The sequence below is a fragment of the Bradyrhizobium sp. ERR14 genome (assembly GCF_014198235.1).
In the GTDB taxonomy this organism is placed as follows: domain Bacteria; phylum Pseudomonadota; class Alphaproteobacteria; order Rhizobiales; family Xanthobacteraceae; genus Bradyrhizobium.
Genome location: NZ_JACIHD010000005.1, coordinates 331,375 through 348,640 on the forward strand (window position 1 = coordinate 331,375; position 17,266 = coordinate 348,640).

Annotated in this window: 17 protein-coding genes; 15 read left to right on the top strand and 2 right to left on the bottom strand. The window is 64.4% G+C overall.

Annotated features, from left to right (window positions below):
* The first annotated feature begins 40 nt into the window (after nt 1-40).
* The 5 genes from GGD62_RS17600 (at nt 41) to GGD62_RS17620 (ending at nt 6,665) form a co-directional block, all read left to right on the top strand.
* Nucleotides 41-1,912, top strand: a complete 1,872-nt coding sequence (locus tag GGD62_RS17600; RefSeq protein WP_183236654.1) for an AMP-binding protein — start codon at nt 41-43, stop codon at nt 1,910-1,912.
* 27 nt (nt 1,913-1,939) lie between these two features.
* Nucleotides 1,940-3,067 carry an acyl-CoA dehydrogenase family protein gene (locus GGD62_RS17605; protein ID WP_183709187.1) on the top strand — a complete coding sequence of 376 codons (1,128 nt, stop codon included), beginning with the start codon at nt 1,940-1,942 and terminating at the stop codon, nt 3,065-3,067.
* 141 nt (nt 3,068-3,208) lie between these two features.
* On the top strand, nt 3,209-4,453 hold the full coding sequence (locus tag GGD62_RS17610) for an acyl-CoA dehydrogenase (RefSeq protein ID WP_183709189.1): 1,245 nt from the start codon (nt 3,209-3,211) through the stop codon (nt 4,451-4,453).
* Between the two features lie 119 nt (nt 4,454-4,572).
* Nucleotides 4,573-5,817: an acyl-CoA dehydrogenase gene (locus GGD62_RS17615; protein WP_092255604.1), complete on the top strand. Its 1,245-nt coding sequence runs from the start codon at nt 4,573-4,575 to the stop codon at nt 5,815-5,817.
* A gap of 137 nt (nt 5,818-5,954) precedes the next feature.
* On the top strand, nt 5,955-6,665 hold the full coding sequence (locus tag GGD62_RS17620; RefSeq protein WP_183709191.1) for a nitroreductase: 711 nt from the start codon (nt 5,955-5,957) through the stop codon (nt 6,663-6,665).
* 87 nt (nt 6,666-6,752) lie between these two features.
* Here GGD62_RS17620 and GGD62_RS17625 read toward each other — a convergent pair whose 3' ends face one another.
* Together GGD62_RS17625 and GGD62_RS17630 are read right to left on the bottom strand one after the other, a co-directional pair.
* The gene (locus tag GGD62_RS17625) at nt 6,753-7,301 is read right to left on the bottom strand and encodes a sigma-70 family RNA polymerase sigma factor (RefSeq protein ID WP_018316216.1); all 549 of its coding nucleotides are present in this window, start codon (nt 7,299-7,301) and stop codon (nt 6,753-6,755) included.
* On the bottom strand, nt 7,301-7,531 hold the full coding sequence (locus GGD62_RS17630) for a NepR family anti-sigma factor (protein WP_026201628.1): 231 nt from the start codon (nt 7,529-7,531) through the stop codon (nt 7,301-7,303). Before GGD62_RS17630 ends, GGD62_RS17625 begins: the two co-directional genes overlap by 1 nt.
* 220 nt (nt 7,532-7,751) lie before the next feature.
* On the opposite strand from GGD62_RS17630, the gene GGD62_RS17635 reads away from it, so the two are divergent.
* From GGD62_RS17635 to GGD62_RS17680, 10 genes are all read left to right on the top strand, one after another.
* Nucleotides 7,752-8,558: a response regulator gene (locus GGD62_RS17635; RefSeq protein WP_026201627.1), complete on the top strand. Its 807-nt coding sequence runs from the start codon at nt 7,752-7,754 to the stop codon at nt 8,556-8,558.
* Between the two features lie 138 nt (nt 8,559-8,696).
* The gene (locus GGD62_RS17640) at nt 8,697-9,290 is read left to right on the top strand and encodes a nuclear transport factor 2 family protein (protein WP_183236649.1); all 594 of its coding nucleotides are present in this window, start codon (nt 8,697-8,699) and stop codon (nt 9,288-9,290) included.
* Between the two features lie 250 nt (nt 9,291-9,540).
* The gene (locus GGD62_RS17645; RefSeq protein WP_183709193.1) at nt 9,541-9,948 is read left to right on the top strand and encodes a hypothetical protein; all 408 of its coding nucleotides are present in this window, start codon (nt 9,541-9,543) and stop codon (nt 9,946-9,948) included.
* Between the two features lie 123 nt (nt 9,949-10,071).
* Nucleotides 10,072-11,949 carry a molecular chaperone HtpG gene (gene htpG / locus GGD62_RS17650; protein WP_183709195.1) on the top strand — a complete coding sequence of 626 codons (1,878 nt, stop codon included), beginning with the start codon at nt 10,072-10,074 and terminating at the stop codon, nt 11,947-11,949.
* Between the two features lie 128 nt (nt 11,950-12,077).
* Nucleotides 12,078-12,356 (top strand): DUF3551 domain-containing protein, encoded by a 279-nt coding sequence (locus GGD62_RS17655; RefSeq protein WP_026201626.1) that lies wholly within the window; start codon nt 12,078-12,080, stop codon nt 12,354-12,356.
* A 34-nt stretch (nt 12,357-12,390) separates the two neighbouring features.
* Entirely contained in the window at nt 12,391-12,660 is a 270-nt protein-coding gene (locus GGD62_RS17660) for a DUF3551 domain-containing protein (RefSeq protein ID WP_092255584.1), read from the top strand.
* A gap of 235 nt (nt 12,661-12,895) precedes the next feature.
* The gene (locus tag GGD62_RS17665) at nt 12,896-14,710 is read left to right on the top strand and encodes a long-chain-acyl-CoA synthetase (protein ID WP_183709351.1); all 1,815 of its coding nucleotides are present in this window, start codon (nt 12,896-12,898) and stop codon (nt 14,708-14,710) included.
* 141 nt (nt 14,711-14,851) lie between these two features.
* The gene (locus tag GGD62_RS17670; protein ID WP_008543699.1) at nt 14,852-15,097 is read left to right on the top strand and encodes an acyl carrier protein; all 246 of its coding nucleotides are present in this window, start codon (nt 14,852-14,854) and stop codon (nt 15,095-15,097) included.
* The gene (locus tag GGD62_RS17675) at nt 15,084-16,466 is read left to right on the top strand and encodes a class I adenylate-forming enzyme family protein (RefSeq protein ID WP_183709197.1); all 1,383 of its coding nucleotides are present in this window, start codon (nt 15,084-15,086) and stop codon (nt 16,464-16,466) included. Before GGD62_RS17670 ends, GGD62_RS17675 begins: the two co-directional genes overlap by 14 nt.
* Nucleotides 16,459-17,181: an SDR family NAD(P)-dependent oxidoreductase gene (locus tag GGD62_RS17680; RefSeq protein ID WP_018316206.1), complete on the top strand. Its 723-nt coding sequence runs from the start codon at nt 16,459-16,461 to the stop codon at nt 17,179-17,181. The genes GGD62_RS17675 and GGD62_RS17680 overlap by 8 nt, the downstream gene beginning before the upstream one ends.
* The last annotated feature ends 85 nt before the right edge of the window (nt 17,182-17,266 follow it).

Sequence of the window (17,266 nt, forward strand, 5' to 3'; positions counted from 1 at the left end):
AGAACGATCCGCAAAGGACGATAATTCCGGGAGACGCAAAATGAGTGGAAGCGCGGCGGCCGTGATGACGAAGCCCGCCTTTCGCAAGATCGAGTGGCTCGCGCGCGACATCGACGTCGAGCGTCGCAGCGAAGGCACGGTGGTGCTGAAGTCGCGCATTCCGCTGCAGCCTTACGAGAAGCACATCCCGGCCTCGCTGGCGAAATGGGCGAAGGAAGCGCCCGAGCGCATCTGGCTCGCTCAGCGCGGTGGTCCCAATCGCGAATGGCGCAAGGTGTCCTATGGCGAAGCCAAGCGCACTGTGGATGCGCTGACGCAAGGTCTGCTCAACCTCGGACTCGACGGCCGCCCCGTTGCGATCCTCTCCGGCAATTCGATCGAGCATGCGCTGATGACGCAGGCCGCGATGCAGGCGCGCGTCCCGGCAGCGCCGGTCTCGCCGGCTTACTCATTGATGAGCCACGATCACGTCAAGCTGAAATACCTGTTCGACCTGATCAAGCCGGCCGTGGTGATGGTGCAGGACGGCCCGACCTTCGAGAAGGCACTGAAGGCGATCGACCTCGCCGGCGTCACCGTGGTTCACGTCGCGCGGCCATGTGAGGGTATCAAGAGCGTCAGCTTTGCTGAGCTCGCGGCAACTCCGGTGACCGAGGACGTCGAGGAGTCGATCGCGAAGATCACGCCCGACACCGTCGGCAAGCTGCTGTTCACGTCAGGCTCGACCGGCATGCCCAAGGCGGTCATCAACACGCAGAAGATGATGTGCGCCAATGCGGCGATGATGATGCAGGTGCGGCCACGTTCGCCTGATGGCCCTGTTGCGACCATGCTGGACTGGATGCCCTGGAATCACACCATGGGCGGCAACGCGGCGTTCCACCCGATCCTGGTCGATGGCGGCACGCTCTATATCGATGACGGCCGGCCGATGCCGGGCCAGTTCGAGGAGACGCTGCGAAACCTGCGCGAGATATCGCCGACCTATTACGCCAACGTGCCGGCCGGCTATGCCGCGCTCGCGGCCGCCATGGAGAAGGACGACGCGCTCTGCCGCTCGTTCTTCAAGAACCTCTCGATCATGGCCTATGGCGGCGCGCGCCTGCCTGACGATCTCTACGACCGCATGCAGGCCCTCGCGGTGAAGACCACCGGCGAGCGCATCGTGTTCTACACCGGCTGGGGCTCGACCGAGACCGCGCCGACCTCGACCGGAACTTATTGGGACACCGAGCGCGTCGGCCTGATCGGCCTGCCGTTCCCCGGTGTCGAGTTGAAGATGGTGCCGTGCGGCTCGAAATACGAATTGCGGCTGCGCGGCGTCAACGTCGCGCCCGGTTATTTCGGCCAGCCGGAGCTGACGAAGCAGATGTTCGACGAGGAAGGCTTTTACTGCATCGGTGATGCCGGCGTTTTCGTCGACGATTCCGATCCGGTGAAGGGCATCATCTTTGCAGGTCGCGTGGTCGAAGACTTCAAGCTCACCACCGGCACCTTCGTGCATGTCGGTTCGCTCCGCACCGATACGATCGCAGCTGCGACGCCTGTCGTGCACGATGCGCTGGTCGCGGGGCAGGACCGCCCGTTCATCGGCCTGTTGGCCTGGCCCAATTTGCACGCCTGCCGGCAACTTGTCGGCAATCCCGAGCTGAACTTCGAGGATGCAGTGAAGCACCCGGAGGTCGTCGCCTGCTTCAGGCGCGGGCTGGAAACTCACAACAAGGAGTGCGAGGGCGCCAGCAGCCGCATCATCGCGCGGGCCATGCTGATGGTCGAGCCGCCCTCGATCGACGGCAACGAGCTCACCGACAAGGGCTACATCAATCAGCGTGCCGGCCTCGAACGCCGCGCCGCACTGGTGGAGCGGCTGTATGCCGACAAGCCGGATCAAGACGTCATCGTTCTCAAGTAATCGACATCATCAACACGGGTACGCGCCATGAACTTCGACTTCTCCGACGACCAGAAGCAGCTCCGCGATCAGGCGCGCAAATTCCTCGCGGAAAAATGCTCGCCCAAGGCGGTGCGTGTGGTGCTCGACGGCAAGGCGCCTTACGACAAGGAGCTCTGGAAGGGCCTCGCCGAAATGGGTTTCCTCGGCGTCGCGATCCCCGAGGAGTTCGGCGGCGCCGGCGCCGGTCATCTCGAGCTCTGCGTGATCGCCGAGGAGATGGGCCGCGCGAACGCGCCGGTGCCGTTCTCGTCGACCGTGTATCTCGCCGCCGAAGCGCTGTTGTTCGCCGGCAGCGACGCGCAAAAGAAGAAATGGCTGCCGGCCATTGCCTCGGGCGAGGCGATCGGCACGCTGGCGCTGTTCGAGGGCAAGGGCAATCCCGCGCCGAAGAACGTCAAGCTGACGGCTGCGAACGGCGTGCTCAACGGCGTCAAGAAACCGGTCGCCGATGGTGCGATTGCCGACTTCGCCGTGGTTGCTGCGCGCACAGGTTCGAGCGGACGCGACGGTGATATCTCGCTGTTCCTGGTTGATCTCAAAGCCGGCGGCGTCGAGGTGAAAAGCCTCACCAATCTCGATCCGACCCGCGGGCAGGCCGAGATCACCTTCAAAGACTGCAAGGCCGAGCCACTGGGAGCTGCCGGCGAAGGCTGGAGCATCCTCGCCCAGGTGCTCGACCGCGCCGCGGTATTGTGCGCGTTCGAGCAGGTCGGCGGTTCCGACCGCGCGCTGGAGATGGGCCGCGACTACGCGCTCGACCGCATCGCCTTCGGCCGCCAGATCGGCTCGTTCCAGGCGGTGAAGCACATGCTCGCCGACATGTATGTCTCGGCCACGCTGGCGCGCTCGAACAGCTATTACGGCGCCTGGGCGCTCTCGACCAACGCGGCTGAATTGCCGGAAGCCGCTGCTGCCGCGCGCATCAGCGCGACGCAGGCGTTCCAGCACTGCGCCAAGAACAACATCCAGGTTCACGGCGGCATGGGCTTCACCTGGGAGTTCGACTGCCACATGTACTACCGCCGCGCCAACGCGATGGCGCTGGGGCTGGGGAGCCTGTCCTATTGGGAAGACCAGTTGATCGACCGCATGCGGAAGAAGAACGCGGCGTAATTAGGTTCGTAGGGTGGGTTAGTCCTGCGGATGCGCGAAGCGCGATCCGCTGGGCGTAACCCACCACTTCCGTCGACGAGGAAACCAAAGAGGTGGGTTACGCCTTCAGCTAACCCACCCTACGAAGGTAAGAAGACGACCATGAACTTCGACGACACCCCGCAGGAAGCCGAATTTCGCGCCACCGCCCGCGCCTGGATCGGTGCGAATGCGCCCACGCAATACGAGGAAGAGCTGCGCAAATCCTCGCTCGGCCGCACCGTGCTCAAGAACGCCAACATTCTTGAGGTCGCAAAAGCCTGGCAGAAGAAGAAGGCCGACGCCGGCTGGGCCTGCCTGCACTGGCCGAAAGAGTATGGCGGGCGCGGCGCCTCGCCGATCGAGCGCGTGATCTGGCAGCAGGAAGAAGGGCCGTACGGCCAGTTGTCCCGCATGTTCATCATCGGCCACGGCATGTGCGGGCCGACCATGATGGCGTTCGCGCGCGAGGAGCATAAGCGCACCTATCTGCCGCCGCTCGCTTCCGGCGAGAAGGTCTGGTGTCAGCTGTTCTCCGAGCCCGCCGGCGGCTCCGACGTCGCGGGCCTGCGCACGCGCGCCGAGAAGGACGGCGACGACTGGGTCATCAACGGGCAGAAGATCTGGACCTCGGGCGCGCATTATTCCGACTACGGCATCCTGCTGACGCGCACCGATCCCACCGTGCCCAAGCACAAGGGCCTCACCATGTTCTTCCTGGACATGAAGAGCGCCGGCGTCGAGGTGCGGCCGATCAAGCAGGCCAGCGGCGCCTCCGACTTCAACGAGGTCTATTTCACCAATGTCCGCATTCCCGATCATCAGCGCCTCGGCGAGGTCGGTGACGGCTGGAACGTCTCGCTGACCACGCTGATGAATGAGCGCAGCGCGATCGGCGCGGCCGTCTCGACAGGCTTTCCTGAGTTGTTCGAGTACTGCTCCAGCCTGATGCTCGACGATGGTCCGGCGATCGAGGATCGCGCGGTGCGCTCGAAATTGGCGAACTGGGCGGTGAAGGCGAGCGGGCTGAAATACACCAGCATGCGCGCGATCTCGGCGCTGTCGAAAGGCGAGCGGCCGGGGCCGGAGAATTCGATCGGCAAGCTGGTGGCGGGCTCGATGATCCAGGACGTTGCGACCTACGCGTTGGATTTGCAGGGTGCGAGCGGCGTCGTCAGCGGCGAGGATGGCGAGCTGGCCGGCCGTTTCCAGGCGATGCTGCTGCGCGCGCCCGGCACCCGTGTCGAAGGCGGCACCGACGAGATCATGCGCAACATCATCGCCGAGCGGGTGCTGGGCCTGCCCGGTGATATCCGTGTCGACAAGGACGTGCCGTTCAACAAGATCCCGACGAAGGGAAGAGGCTAGAATCGTAGGGTGGGCAAAGGCGCGGCACGCGCCGTGCCCACGAAGTCTATCGAGAGAAGGTGGTGGGCACGCTTCGCTTTGCCCACCCTACGCACTGATCAAGGATCGAGAGGGCCGTTATGAATTTCGACGACACCCCGCAGGAAGCCGCATTCCGCCAGACCGCGCGCCAATGGGTCGAGGCCAATGCGCCGAAGGAGCTGCACGCCGAGCTTTCAAAATCCTCGCTCGGCCGCATTCGGCTTGCCAAGCAAGATATCGTCGAGGTCGGCAAAGCCTGGCAGAAGAAGAAATTCGAGGGCAATTGGGCCTGCCTGCACTGGCCGAAGGAATATGGCGGCCGTGGCGCGACGCCGATCGAGAAGGTGATCTGGCAGCAGGAGGAGGGTGTCTACGGCAAGCTGACGCAGCCGTTCCAGATCGGCGAAGGCATGTGCGGCCCGACCGTGATGGCGTTCGGCAGCGAGGACGCCAAGCGCCGCTATCTGCCGAAGCTGGCTTCGGGCGAGGAGATCTGGTGCCAGCTGTTCTCCGAGCCGTCTGCCGGCTCGGACGTCGCCGGCTTGCGCACCCGCGCGGAGAAGAAGGGCGACAATTGGGTCGTCAACGGCCAGAAGATCTGGACCTCTGGCGCGCATTACTCCGACTACGGTCTCCTGATCGCGCGGACCGATCCGAACGTGCCCAAGCACAAGGGCCTCACCATGTTCTTCCTGGACATGAAGAGCCCCGGCGTCGAGGTTCGTCCGATCAGGCAGGCCAATGGCATGCAGGAGTTCAACGAGGTCTATTTCACCGACGTTGTCATCCCCGACAGCCAGCGGTTAGGGGCCGTCGGCGAGGGCTGGAGCGTCTCGCTGACCACGCTGATGAACGAGCGCATGTCGATCGGCTCGCGCCTTGCGACCGGCGTGCCTGAAATGTTCGAGTTCTGCTCCAACCTGATGCTGGAAGATGGCCTCGCGATCGACGATCCGGCGGTGCGCTCGAAGCTGGCGAGCTGGGCGGCGAAGTCGAGCGGGCTGAAATACACCAGCTATCGCACGATCTCGGCGCTGTCGAAGGGCGAGCGGCCGGGTCCGGAGAACTCGATCGGCAAGCTGGTCTCGGGCATGATGCTGCAGGACATCGCGACCTACGCCATGGACCTCCAGGGCGCGGCCGGTGTGCTCACCGGCAACGACGAGGAGACCGTGCAGGGCCAGTTCCAGCAGATGCTGCTGTCCTCGCCCTCGATGCGCATCGCCGGCGGCACCGACGAGATCCTGCGCAACATCATCGCCGAGCGCGTGCTGGGCCTGCCCGGCGACATCCGCGTCGACAAGGACGTGCCGTATAACAAGATCCCGACCAAGGGGCGATGATCTCACCTCTCGCTGTATCTCGTAGGGTGGGCAAAGCGAAGCGTGCCCACCATATGCAGATGCTCCGGAGCAAGCCTGTCGGTGGGCACGGCGCGATGCGCCTTTGCCCACCCTACGAGAAGAGCGCGAGCTGAACCATGGACGCTACAGTCAGACAGAACGATCGCATCGGCGTGCTCGAAGAGCTCCTCAACGAGCGCTACTCCGTCCGCGCCTTCCTTCCCAAAGAGGTCGACCGCGGGACCATCGAGCATGTGCTGACCACCGCGCAGCGCACCGCGTCCTGGTGCAACAGCCAACCCTGGCAGGTGATCATCGCCAGTGGGGAGGCCAAGGAGCGCTTCCGGAAGCTGATCTACACGGAGGCCTCAGGCGGGCTCGGCGACGATTACGATTTCACCCCGCCGCGCGAATATGTCGGTGTTTATCTCGAACGCCGCCGCGAAAGCGGCTTTCAGCTCTACAACACGCTCGGCATCGCCCGCGGCGACAGAGGCGCCTACGCCAGGCAGGCGCTGGAGAACTACAATTTCTTCGGCGCGCCGCATGTCGCCATCATTCACACCAACGAGCCGCTCGGCATTTACGGTGCGATCGATTGTGGCGCCTATGTCTCCAATTTCATGCTGGCTGCGCAGGCGCTCGGGCTCGGCACGATTCCGCAGGCGGCGCTCGCGCGGCATTCCGGGCTGATCCGCCGCCACTTCAATTTGCCCGATGATCGCCGCGTCGTCTGCGGCATTTCGTTCGGCTATGCCGACGACGCTCACAAGGTCAACAGCTACCGCACCTCGCGCGCCAGCGTGGCCGAGACCGTGACCTTCGCGGAGAGTGATCAAGCGGCGTAGCTTCCGCTATCGCTGTCGGACGCGCGCGAAGACGGCCGTGGAAACGGCCGCCTTCATCTTCATCTGAAGCGCGATTGACGCCGGCCGTCAGCCACCGCTGCCGCCGATCACGGCCCGCACGGTCTCGTCCGGCCCGAAGTCCTCGGCGCCATCGACATAGAGCAGCGCGGCGAGCTTAGAGCGCGCGCGGTTGACGCGGCTCTTGATCGTGCCGACTGCGCAGCCGCAGATCGAGGCCGCGTCTTCGTAGGAGAAGCCGGAGGCGCCGACCAGAATCAGCGCTTCGCGCTGGTCCTGCGGAAGCTTGTCGAGCGCCGTGCGAAACTCCTCGAACTCGAGATGCGCGTTCTGCGACGGCTGTGTCTTCAGCGTCTTGGCGTAGTTGCCTTCGGCATCCTCGACCTCGCGCCGCCGCTTGCGATAGTCGGAGCGGAAAAGGTTGCGCAGGATCGTGAACAGCCATGCCGGCAGATTGGAGCCAGGCTGGAACGAGTCGATATTGGCGAGCGCGCGGAGCAGCGTCTCCTGGACCAAATCATCGGCGCGGTCCGCATTGCCGCTGAGCGAAATGGCGAACGCGCGCAGACTGGGCACGGCCGCCAGGATGTCGTTACGCAGGGAGTCCGTGAGAGGCATTAATCCCTCCCATTGTTGTCGTTGGATCCGCCTTCATGTCCCACGTGGGGTGTCGCTCCCGGCGCATCAAGCTTCTTGATCAGTTCTGCGAACCGATCTGGAACCCCTTGTCGCACCACATCATCATACATGGCGCGCAACTGGTGCCCGATCCGGGATTGAATCTCCGGAGTGAGGCCTCCCTTGCCGGGGGTCGTGCTTCTGCTGGCTTGAGACTTGAGATCTTTCATGACCTGTTCCACGTTTCCCCGAGTTAAGTGACTGTAAAATCGAGAGGTTTTCTCAACCGGGAGCCGTTCCCTGGATAGGCTCAATTCCAGGTTCGATAAAAAGTTCCCGCTCAGACGGAACTTTTCTTGGCCTGAGGCGTAATCAGCCCAGCAGGGGAACCCGGGCCCCCCTCGGATTGCCTGGACGTCAAGGTTGGCCCCGAAGATGAATGGAGTGGGGATGTCCCGTTCACAGCTTGTTGCTGAACACTTGCCGTTGTTGCGCCGGTACGCACGCGCCCTGACGGGCAGCCAGGCCTCCGGTGACGCCTATGTCGCAGCCATGTTGGAAGCCATGCTGGGGGATCCGTCGGTGCTCGACGAGAGCCATGGACCGCGGGCCGGCCTGTTCAGGCTGTTCACCCAGATCTGGAATTCGGTCTCCGTCAACGATGATTCCGAGGTGACGACCTTGCCGATGCCGCCCGAGCGGCGGCTGTCGAACATCACGCCGCTGCCGCGCCAGGCCTTCCTGCTGCTCTCGCTGGAGGGATTCTCGGAAGAGGAAGTCGGCTACATCCTCGGCACCGACGTCGCCGAGACGCGGCGGCTTGCGGATGCCGCCGGACGCGAGATGGCCGCCGAGATCGCCACCGACGTGCTGATCATCGAGGACGAGACCTTCATCGCCATGGACCTCGAGAGCCTGGTGAAGAATCTCGGCCACAACGTCGTCGGCGTCGCGCGCACCCATGCCGATGCGGTGGCGCTGGCCAAGAACAAGCGGCCCGGCCTGATCCTCGCCGACATCCAGCTCGCCGACGGCTCGTCGGGCCTCGACGCCGTCAACGAATTGCTCCGCACGTTCGAGGTGCCGGTGGTGTTCATCACCGCGTACCCGGAGCGCTTCCTCACCGGCGAGCGGCCCGAGCCTGCGTTCCTGATCTCAAAACCGTTCCAGCCCGCGATGGTGTCGGCGGTGGCGAGCCAGGCGCTGTTCTTCCAACGCAACTCGCGCAACCGCACGCCGAAGGCGCCGGCGGCTTAATAGAGCTGGCCATTTGGCCAAACGATTTGATCCGGCGTGCTGCAAGGCACGCCGGATTTTTCGTTCGCCTGCCGTGCTTGACGTGCGTCGGCTTCGCCGCTCATACCTCCTGCATTGATCCCAGCCGGAGATGTGCCCATGGACCAGCAACTCCTCGATCGCCTCGCCATTCGCGACCTCGTCGAGAACTGGGCGGTCTGGCGCGATGCCGGTGACTGGGAGCGCTTTGCCACGGTCTGGCATGACGAGGGCTGGATGTCCGCCACCTGGTTTCAGGGGCCGGCGCGGGATTTCATGCGCGTCAGCCAGGAGGGGTTCGCCAGGGGTGTGCGCATCCTGCATTTCCTCGGCGGCACCAGCATCGATCTCGCGGGCGCGCGCGCCATCGCGCAGACCAAGATGACGATCTCGCAGCGCGCCCCGGTGCACGACGTCGTTTGCGACGTCGTCTGCACCGGCCGCTTCTACGATTTCCTCGAGAAGCGGCAGGGGAAGTGGGGCATCGTCCGCCGCCAGCCGATCTACGAGAAGGATCGGATCGACCCGGTCGATCCCGCAGCAGAGCTCCGCCTCGACCAAAAGGCGCTCGCCGCATTGCCCGAAGGCTATCGCCACCTCGCCTACATGCAGGAGCTGATCGGCTACAAGGTCAAGCGCGACATGCCGGGCCTGATCGGACCCGAGGTCGAGAAGCTCTATGGCGAAGGGCGCGACTGGCTGGCGGGGAAGTGAACCCCAGACAAAAGTAAGGCGCGACTGGCATCACCACAGTCGCGCCCTACGTCACCGGCTTATGGGGCAGGGGGGAATAGCCGGCTGTTGAGACGACTCCAGTCTGCGAAAGTCGTTCCACCCCTCGCGAAATATTTTACGCACGCTGTCGTATTTGTCGCACACGGTTAAGTGATCGTAACCGCTAAGAACCCCTGATCCTTCACCGGCGTTGTTCCCGCGATCGCCATGGGGCGAGGGATCGACAGCCATGTCACAGATTCATAAGGTATTTTTGAGCGTCGTTGCCGCTGCTGCGACGCTCGGTGCCGTGCAACTGGCCTCGGGTCATGATCTGGCAGACCGCTGGCAGGCGGTCGCCGATAAGGCCGACAAGCCCGGCCACAATGTCAATCGGACCGGCAAGGCCGACCGGCTCGCCGAGATCAAACAGGCAGCTGTTCCGACCCGCACCGTCTCGATGCGGCTGAATGACCTCGCCGACACCTCGGTGCTGCTGCGGGTCCCCGCGGTGATCGAGACCGGTAATGCCAAGCCGCCGGTGCTGCTCCAGAACCAGAAGAAGGTGCGCAACAGGCCGGCGATCGCCTGCGAGCCGATGGTCAGCTCCCTGACCGAGGTCGCAAAGCTGCTCCAGCCCGGCCGCTGCGTGACCTGATCCGCCCGGGCGCCGGATAGATCGCTCTCCCGCCTGGAGGACGATTCTTCACGTCCACTTGATCCCCTGTACGCTCGCGTTATATCCCGGGTTTCTTCCCTTTCGTTTTGACCGGGTAAACGCATGACGACGTCAGACACGGCTGTGCATACGCAGCCCTTCCAGGCCGAGGTTTCCGAGCTTTTGCACCTGATGGTGCACTCCGTCTATTCCGAGACCGACATCTTTCTGCGCGAGCTCATCTCCAACGCGTCGGACGCCTGCGACAAGCTGCGCTATGAGGCAATCGCAACCCCTTCGCTGCTCGGCGAGGGCGACGCGCTCAAGATCCGCATCATCCCGAACAAGGCGGCCGGGACGCTCACGATCGCCGACAACGGCATCGGCATGGAGCGGCAGGAGCTGATCGACCATCTCGGCACCATCGCCCGCTCCGGCACCAAGGCATTCGTGTCGAAGCTGAAGGAGGCCAAGGACGGCCTCGGCCTGATCGGCCAGTTCGGCGTCGGCTTCTATTCCGCCTTCATGGTCGCCGACAGGATCGTCGTGGTCAGCCGCCGTGCCGGCGAGAGCGACGTCTGGACCTGGACGTCCTCCGGCGGCTCCGGCTTCGAAATCGCCCGTGCCGGCGACGAGGAGGCGGCGCGCCTGGCGCGCGGCACCGAGATCGTCCTGCACCTGAAGGACGACGCCAAGAAATATCTCGAGAGCTTCGAGATCGAGCGCATCGTCGGTGCCTATTCCGACAACATCCTGTTCCCGATCGAGCTGGTGCCGGAAGAGGGTGAGCCCCGTCAGATCAATTCGGCCAGCGCGCTGTGGCAACGCTCGAAATCCGAGCTGACGCCGGACGACTACAAGAAGGCCTATCAGCAGATCGCCTCCGCCTTCGACGATCCCGCGATGACGCTGCATTACCGCGCCGAGGGCCGCTATTCCTACGCGGTGCTGCTGTTCGCGCCCTCGACCAAGCCGTTCGACCTGTTCGAGCCGAACCGCAAGGGCCGGGTGAAGCTTTACGTCCGCCGCGTCTTCATCACCGATGATGCCGATCTGTTGCCGGGATATCTGCGCTTCATCCGCGGCGTCGTCGACAGCGAGGATCTCCCGCTCAACATCTCGCGCGAGATGCTGCAGAACAATCCGCAGCTGGCGCAGATCCGCAAGGCCGTGGCGACCCGGGTCGTGTCGGAGCTCGAAAGCCTGGCCGAGAAGGATCCGGAGAACTTCGCCAGGATCTGGGACGCGTTCGGCGCGGTGCTCAAGGAAGGCATTTACGAGGATTTCGAGCGGCGCGAAAAGCTGCTGGCACTTTCGCGCTTCACCACGACATCGGGCGAGAAGCGGTCGCTGAAGCAGGTCATCGCCGATTTCAAGCCGAACCAGACCGAGATCTATTATCTCGTCGGCGACAGTATCGAGCGGCTGAAATCCAATCCGCGGCTGGAGGCTGCGACCGCGCGCGGCATCGAGGTGCTGCTGTTGTCCGATCCCGTCGATGCGTTCTGGACCTCGATGCCGTCGGAGTTCGACGGCAAGCCGCTGAAGTCGCTGAGCCAGGGCGATCTCAATCTCGACCTGATTCCGCGCGTCGACGACAAGGACGAGGCAAAGAAGGACGAGCCCGAGGCGGATGAAGCGGCCACCATCGCCGTGATCAAGGCCGCGCTCGGCGAGCGGGTCAGCGACGTCAAGGCCTCGACGCGCCTCACCAGCTCGGCCTCCTGCCTCGTCGCGGACAGCCAGGGCCCGAGCCGCGAGCTCGAGCGCATCCTGTCGCAGCAAAACCGCGGCATGAAGACCAAGCCGATCCTGGAGATCAATCTGCGCCATCCGATGGTGGGCGCGATCACCAAGGCGCAGGCCGGCTCGAAGGCGGTCGACGATCTCAGCCTGCTCCTGCTCGAGCAGGCGCAGATCCTGGACGGCGAATTGCCGGAGGATCCGGCTGCGTTTGCCGCAAGGCTGAACCGGCTCGTGCTGCAGGGGCTCGGCGCCTAGCGCCGCAGCCCGCAGCGCTCACCTTGCCGTCATCTGTCCCTAGGAACAGTCGCCTCCGGCCTGGTGTTATGCCATACGAGGCTGCCGGCATCAGATCCGCCGAGGCCGTCGATTCGAGGATTAAGTCCATGCGCCTGTCGATTTTGACCCTCACCGCGATTGCCGCGCTGTTCGTCGCGGCAGATGCCAGCGCCCAGACCTACGATCCGCGCTACCCGGTGTGCATGCACGTTTATACGCCCGGCGGCTTTACCGGTGGTGGCGGCGATTATTTCGACTGCTCCTTCACCTCGCTGCCGCAGTGCCGCGCGAGCGCGTCGGGCCGCGCGGCCAGCTGCGACGTCAACCCGTACTACGCCTTCGACCAGCCGCCGCAGCCGCGCCGGCGTCACAAGAAGGTGCAATAGCGAATCCGCGATGCCTCGTACCGGAATACAGTTCATGCGTTTCTCGTTCGGAATGATCGTGACCGCCGGCGCGGTGCTCGCAGCCGCGCCGTCGCATGCGCAGACTTTTGATCCGCGCTATCCCGTCTGCATGCACGTTTATTCAGGTGCAAACGGTGGGGGTGGGGAGTGGTACGACTGCTCATTCACCTCGTTGCCGCAGTGCCGCGCCACGGCTTATGGCCGATCCGCGATCTGCGATCTCAATCCGTATTATCCGGTTCACGCGCCGCCGCCGTACTTGCGCTACAGGCGTAGCGGCTAGCGTCGGCAGGTGCTGCGCGCTACTCCTTCCTGCTTCCTGCCCCCACAGCTCGACCACCTTGCGCCAGCGCGATCGGTCTCGGCCGTCACCATGCCGCCGAACTCACCGGCGTTGCCGTGCGGCGGTAAAGGATCACTAGAGTTAACCGCGCCCTAACAGAGTTTTACCTTGTCTCTTAACACCTGGGCAGGGCGCGGGGGCTAGATTGCCTGATGTCAGCAGGCGGCCCGAAAGAATCAACGGCATGACCCCCGGTGTCATCGAACGACAAAAAGTCGCGCGCGCGCCTTCGGCTTCAAAGATATGGCTGAAGGCCATCGAGCTCACGGCGCGGATCGAGACGCTGCCGGGGCGTCTGTTCGCCGACGTCATCGACGATTGGGCGCAGCGCCAGCCCGACCGCGTCGCGCTGATCACCGACGACGTAAGCCTTGACTATGAAGGCCTGTCGAAGCGCATCAACCGCTACGCGCGCTGGGCGCGCTCGGCCGGCGTGGCCAAGGGTGATACGGTCGCCTTGATCATGCCGAACGGCATCGATTATGTCGCGGCCTGGCTCGGCATCAGCCGGATCGGCGGTGTGGCGGCGCTGCTCAACACCAGGCTGGTGGGACAGTCGCTCGCGCATTGCCTCGATGTCGCAAAGCCCTCGCATATCATCGTTGCGCAGGAGCTGACGCAGATGCTGGAGAGCGCAACGCCGCACCTGAAGACGCAGGCCAAGGTCTGGACGCATGGCGATGCCCGCAGCGAGCGCGCCATCGACGTCGCCCTCGCGGCGCTGGACGACGCTCCCTTGTCGCCGGAGGAGCACGGCGAGGTCACCATCGATGACCGTGCGCTGCTGATCTACACCTCGGGCACCACCGGCCTGCCGAAGGCTGCTAGCATCAGCCACCGCCGCATTCTCAATTGGGGCTTTTGGTTCGCCGGCCTCACCGGCGCGAGCCCGCAAGACCGGCTCTACGATTGCCTGCCGCTGTTCCACTCGGTCGGCGGCATCGTCGCGCCCTGCAGCATGCTCGCTGCCGGCGGCTCGGTGGTGATCGCGGAAAAATTCTCGGCCTCGCATTTCTGGTCCGACATCGTGCGCCATGACTGCACGCTGTTCCAATATATCGGCGAGCTCTGCCGTTATCTGCTCAAGGCGGCGCCGTCGGAATATGAGAACCGGCATCGTCTCCGCCTCGTCTGCGGCAACGGCCTGCGCGGTGACATCTGGGAAGACTTTCAGGCGCGTTTCGCCATTCCGCGCATCCTCGAATTCTATGCGGCGACGGAAGGCAATTTCTCGCTGTTCAACGTCGAGGGGCAGCCCGGCGCGATCGGTCGCATCCCACCGCTGCTGGCGCATCGCTTCCCTGCCAATCTCGTCAAGCTCGACCCCGACAGCGGCGTGCCGCTGCGCAACGAAGAGGGCTTTTGCCTCGCCTGCGCCCGTGGTGAGGCCGGCGAAGCCATCGGCCGCATCGGCACCGCCGATGAAGGCGGCGGGCGCTTCGAGGGCTACACCGACACCGGCGAGACCGAGAAGAAGATTCTTCGCGATGTCTTTACCAGGGGCGACGCCTGGTTCCGCACCGGCGACCTGATGCGGATCGACGACAAGGGCTTCTTCCATTTCGTCGATCGGATCGGGGATACTTTCCGCTGGAAGGGCGAGAATGTCGCGACCTCGGAGGTGAATGACGCGATGCGCGATTTCACCGGCGTGGTCGATGCCACAACTTACGGCGTCAGCATCCCCGGCGCGGACGGCCGCGCCGGCATGAGCGCGATCGTCGTCAACGAGGGCTTCGACACCGCGGCATTGCGCGCACATCTCACGCAGCGTTTGCCGGCTTATGCGCGCCCGGTCTTCATTCGCATCTCCAGCGAGATCGATGCGACCGAGACGTTCAAGCAGAAGAAGGGCGATCTGTCGCGGGAAGGCTTCGATCCCGCCGCGATCTCCGATCCGCTGTTCATGGCAGACCCGAAGTCCGGGGCCTATGTGGCGCTCGATACCGAGGCCCATGCGCGAATCGTGGACGGCTCGATCAGGCTGTAAATCCCGCCAAAATCCGCAGATAGGTCCAATTTTATCTGAATTGTCCAAGAAGCCATTTACTTCTGTCGGGTAAACAGGCGGCCATGGGGAGGCGGCCAGCAAGAGCCGCCGCAACACCAACGATAACAAAGCGAGCCAGCCATGTCGGTAAGGTCTAAGGTCATTGACGCGATCCAGCAGATCGCCAAAGAGCAGCACGTCACGCTTCCCGCGCTCTCGGACGATCTGTCGCTGCACGAGACGGGTTTCGACTCGCTCGCCTTCGCCATCCTGGTCGCTCGCCTCGAGGACGAGACCGGCGTCGACCCCTTCACCATCTCCGAGGACGCAGCGTTTCCCGCCACGGTGGGCGATTTCGTGCGGGCCTACGAAAATGTCCCCGCGTGAGATCTTTGCGCTTCGCGACCATCTCGGCGCGGAGCTGACCGGCCGTACTCTGTCGGACGCGCAAACCTGCGTGTCGCTGACCGATATCCTGTCGCAGACGGTCCTGGGCGGCCGCCTGCGCGAATTGTCCGGCCGCTCCGTGCTGCTCAAATTGTCCGACCAGCTCCGGTCGGGTCTTGCCATGATCGAGCTCGACGGCATCGCCCGTCGCATGCTGCTGTGCCCGCCCGATCTCAATCCGGCGCATCTCGAGGCATTGATCGCCGATGCCGAGATCGACGCCGTCGTGACCGACGAATCCGATCGCTGGGCCGGGACTGGCGTCCCGCTCATCGTCACCGCGCAATTGCCGCTCGAAGCCACCGCGCCGGCCAAGACCGAACGCGCGACGGAATGGCTGATGCTCACCTCGGGCACTTCAGGCGTGCCGAAGATCGCCGGCCACACGCTGGAGGCGCTGACCGGTGCGATCGTTGCCGAAGGCCCCGCGCGCGGCCCGGCGCCGGTCTGGGCGACCTTCTACGACATCCGCCGCTATGGCGGCCTGCAAATCTTCCTCCGCGCCGTCCTTTCCGGCGGCTCGATGGTGCTGTCCGATCCCCATGAGGCGCTCGGTGATCACGTCGCGCGGCTGAAGGCGCGCGGCGTCTCGCACATCTCCGGCACGCCCTCGCACTGGCGCAAGCTCCTGATGAGCGGTTCGGCCGCGCAGTTCGCCCCGGCTTACGTCCGCCTCTCCGGTGAAATCGCCGACCAGGCGGTGCTCGACGGGCTGAAGGCGGCATTCCCCAATTCCTCCGTCGGTCATGCCTATGCCTCGACCGAAGCCGGCGTCGGCTTTGCCGTCAACGACGGCCTGGAAGGCTTTCCGGCCAACTATCTCGGCAATCGCAATGGCGTCGAGATGAAAGTGGTCGACGGCTCGCTGCGTATCCGTTCGACGCGCACCGCGCATGCCTATGTCGGCCGCAATGCTGCCGCGCTCACCGATGACGACGGATTTGTCGACAGCGGCGACATCGTCGAGCTGCGCGGCGAGCGCTACTATTTCGTCGGCCGCCGCGGCGGCATCATCAATATCGGCGGACTGAAGGTCCACCCCGAAGAAATCGAGGCGGTCGTCAACCGCCATCCCGACGTGCGGATGTCGCGGGCCAAATCGCGGAAGAGCCCGATTACCGGCGGCATCGTGGTCGCCGATGTGATCCTCACCGAGGGCACCGATCCCGCCCGGGCGAAGGAGATCCGCGACCAGATCCTGGAGCGGTGCCGCGCGCAGCTAGCGTCCCACAAGGTGCCGGCGGTGATCCGCTTCGTCGAGGCGCTCGACGTCACCCCGGCCGGAAAACTGGCGCGCACCGATGCATAATGTCCTCGTCACCGGCGGCAGCCGCGGCATCGGCCTTGCGATCGGCAAGCGCCTCTCCGGCGCCGGCTACAACGTGGTCGCGGCCGCCCGGCGCGAGAGCGAAGAGCTCAAGGCCGCGATTGCGGGCTCCGAAGGGCGCCTGCATTTCCGCGCCTGCGACCTTGCCGTGATCGACGCCATTCCGGCTTTTGCAAAGCTCGTGCGCGACGAGTTCGGCCCGACCTACGGCCTCGTCAACAATGCCGGCCTCGGCACCGAAGGCCTGCTCGCCACCATGCATAATTCCGAGATCGAGGCGCTGGTGCAGCTCAACGTGCTGTCGCCGATCATCCTCACCAAATATGTGGCACGGCAGATGATGGCCGATGGCGCCGGCCGCATCGTCAACATCTCCTCGATCATCGCGACCACCGGCTATAACGGCCTGTCCGTCTATGGCGCGACCAAGGCGGCTGCAACCGGCTTCACCCGCTCGCTGGCGCGCGAGGTCGGCAAGCTCGGCATCACCGTGAACGCGATCGCGCCGGGTTTCATCGACACCGAGCTCACGCACAATCTGTCCGACGAGGCGCGCAAGCGCATCGCCGGCCGCAGCGCGCTGCGCCGCCTGCCGGAGACGGACGACGTCGCGCGCATGGTGGAGTATCTTTTGGGCGAAGGCGGCCGCAACGTCACCGGGACGGTATTTACTGTCGACGCGGGGAATACGGCCTAGGCGGAACTCCGCCGTCATGATTGCGTTGATCCGGCACAATGACATCCAGCCGGATTTGGTCGTAAGATGCCCCGCAATCGATTGG

Coding starts and splice junctions, on each gene's coding strand:
- GGD62_RS17605 (WP_183709187.1), top strand. CDS start 1,940: ATGAACTTCGACTTCTCCGACGACCAGAAGCAGCTCCGCGATCAGGCG.
- GGD62_RS17655 (WP_026201626.1), top strand. CDS start 12,078: ATGCGCCTGTCGATTTTGACCCTCACCGCGATTGCCGCGCTGTTCGTC.
- GGD62_RS17630 (WP_026201628.1), bottom strand. CDS start 7,531: ATGAAAGATCTCAAGTCTCAAGCCAGCAGAAGCACGACCCCCGGCAAG.
- GGD62_RS17610 (WP_183709189.1), top strand. CDS start 3,209: ATGAACTTCGACGACACCCCGCAGGAAGCCGAATTTCGCGCCACCGCC.
- GGD62_RS17680 (WP_018316206.1), top strand. CDS start 16,459: ATGCATAATGTCCTCGTCACCGGCGGCAGCCGCGGCATCGGCCTTGCG.
- GGD62_RS17635 (WP_026201627.1), top strand. CDS start 7,752: ATGTCCCGTTCACAGCTTGTTGCTGAACACTTGCCGTTGTTGCGCCGG.
- GGD62_RS17600 (WP_183236654.1), top strand. CDS start 41: ATGAGTGGAAGCGCGGCGGCCGTGATGACGAAGCCCGCCTTTCGCAAG.
- GGD62_RS17660 (WP_092255584.1), top strand. CDS start 12,391: ATGCGTTTCTCGTTCGGAATGATCGTGACCGCCGGCGCGGTGCTCGCA.
- GGD62_RS17675 (WP_183709197.1), top strand. CDS start 15,084: ATGTCCCCGCGTGAGATCTTTGCGCTTCGCGACCATCTCGGCGCGGAG.
- GGD62_RS17645 (WP_183709193.1), top strand. CDS start 9,541: ATGTCACAGATTCATAAGGTATTTTTGAGCGTCGTTGCCGCTGCTGCG.
- GGD62_RS17615 (WP_092255604.1), top strand. CDS start 4,573: ATGAATTTCGACGACACCCCGCAGGAAGCCGCATTCCGCCAGACCGCG.
- GGD62_RS17670 (WP_008543699.1), top strand. CDS start 14,852: ATGTCGGTAAGGTCTAAGGTCATTGACGCGATCCAGCAGATCGCCAAA.
- GGD62_RS17620 (WP_183709191.1), top strand. CDS start 5,955: ATGGACGCTACAGTCAGACAGAACGATCGCATCGGCGTGCTCGAAGAG.
- htpG (WP_183709195.1), top strand. CDS start 10,072: ATGACGACGTCAGACACGGCTGTGCATACGCAGCCCTTCCAGGCCGAG.
- GGD62_RS17625 (WP_018316216.1), bottom strand. CDS start 7,301: ATGCCTCTCACGGACTCCCTGCGTAACGACATCCTGGCGGCCGTGCCC.
- GGD62_RS17640 (WP_183236649.1), top strand. CDS start 8,697: ATGGACCAGCAACTCCTCGATCGCCTCGCCATTCGCGACCTCGTCGAG.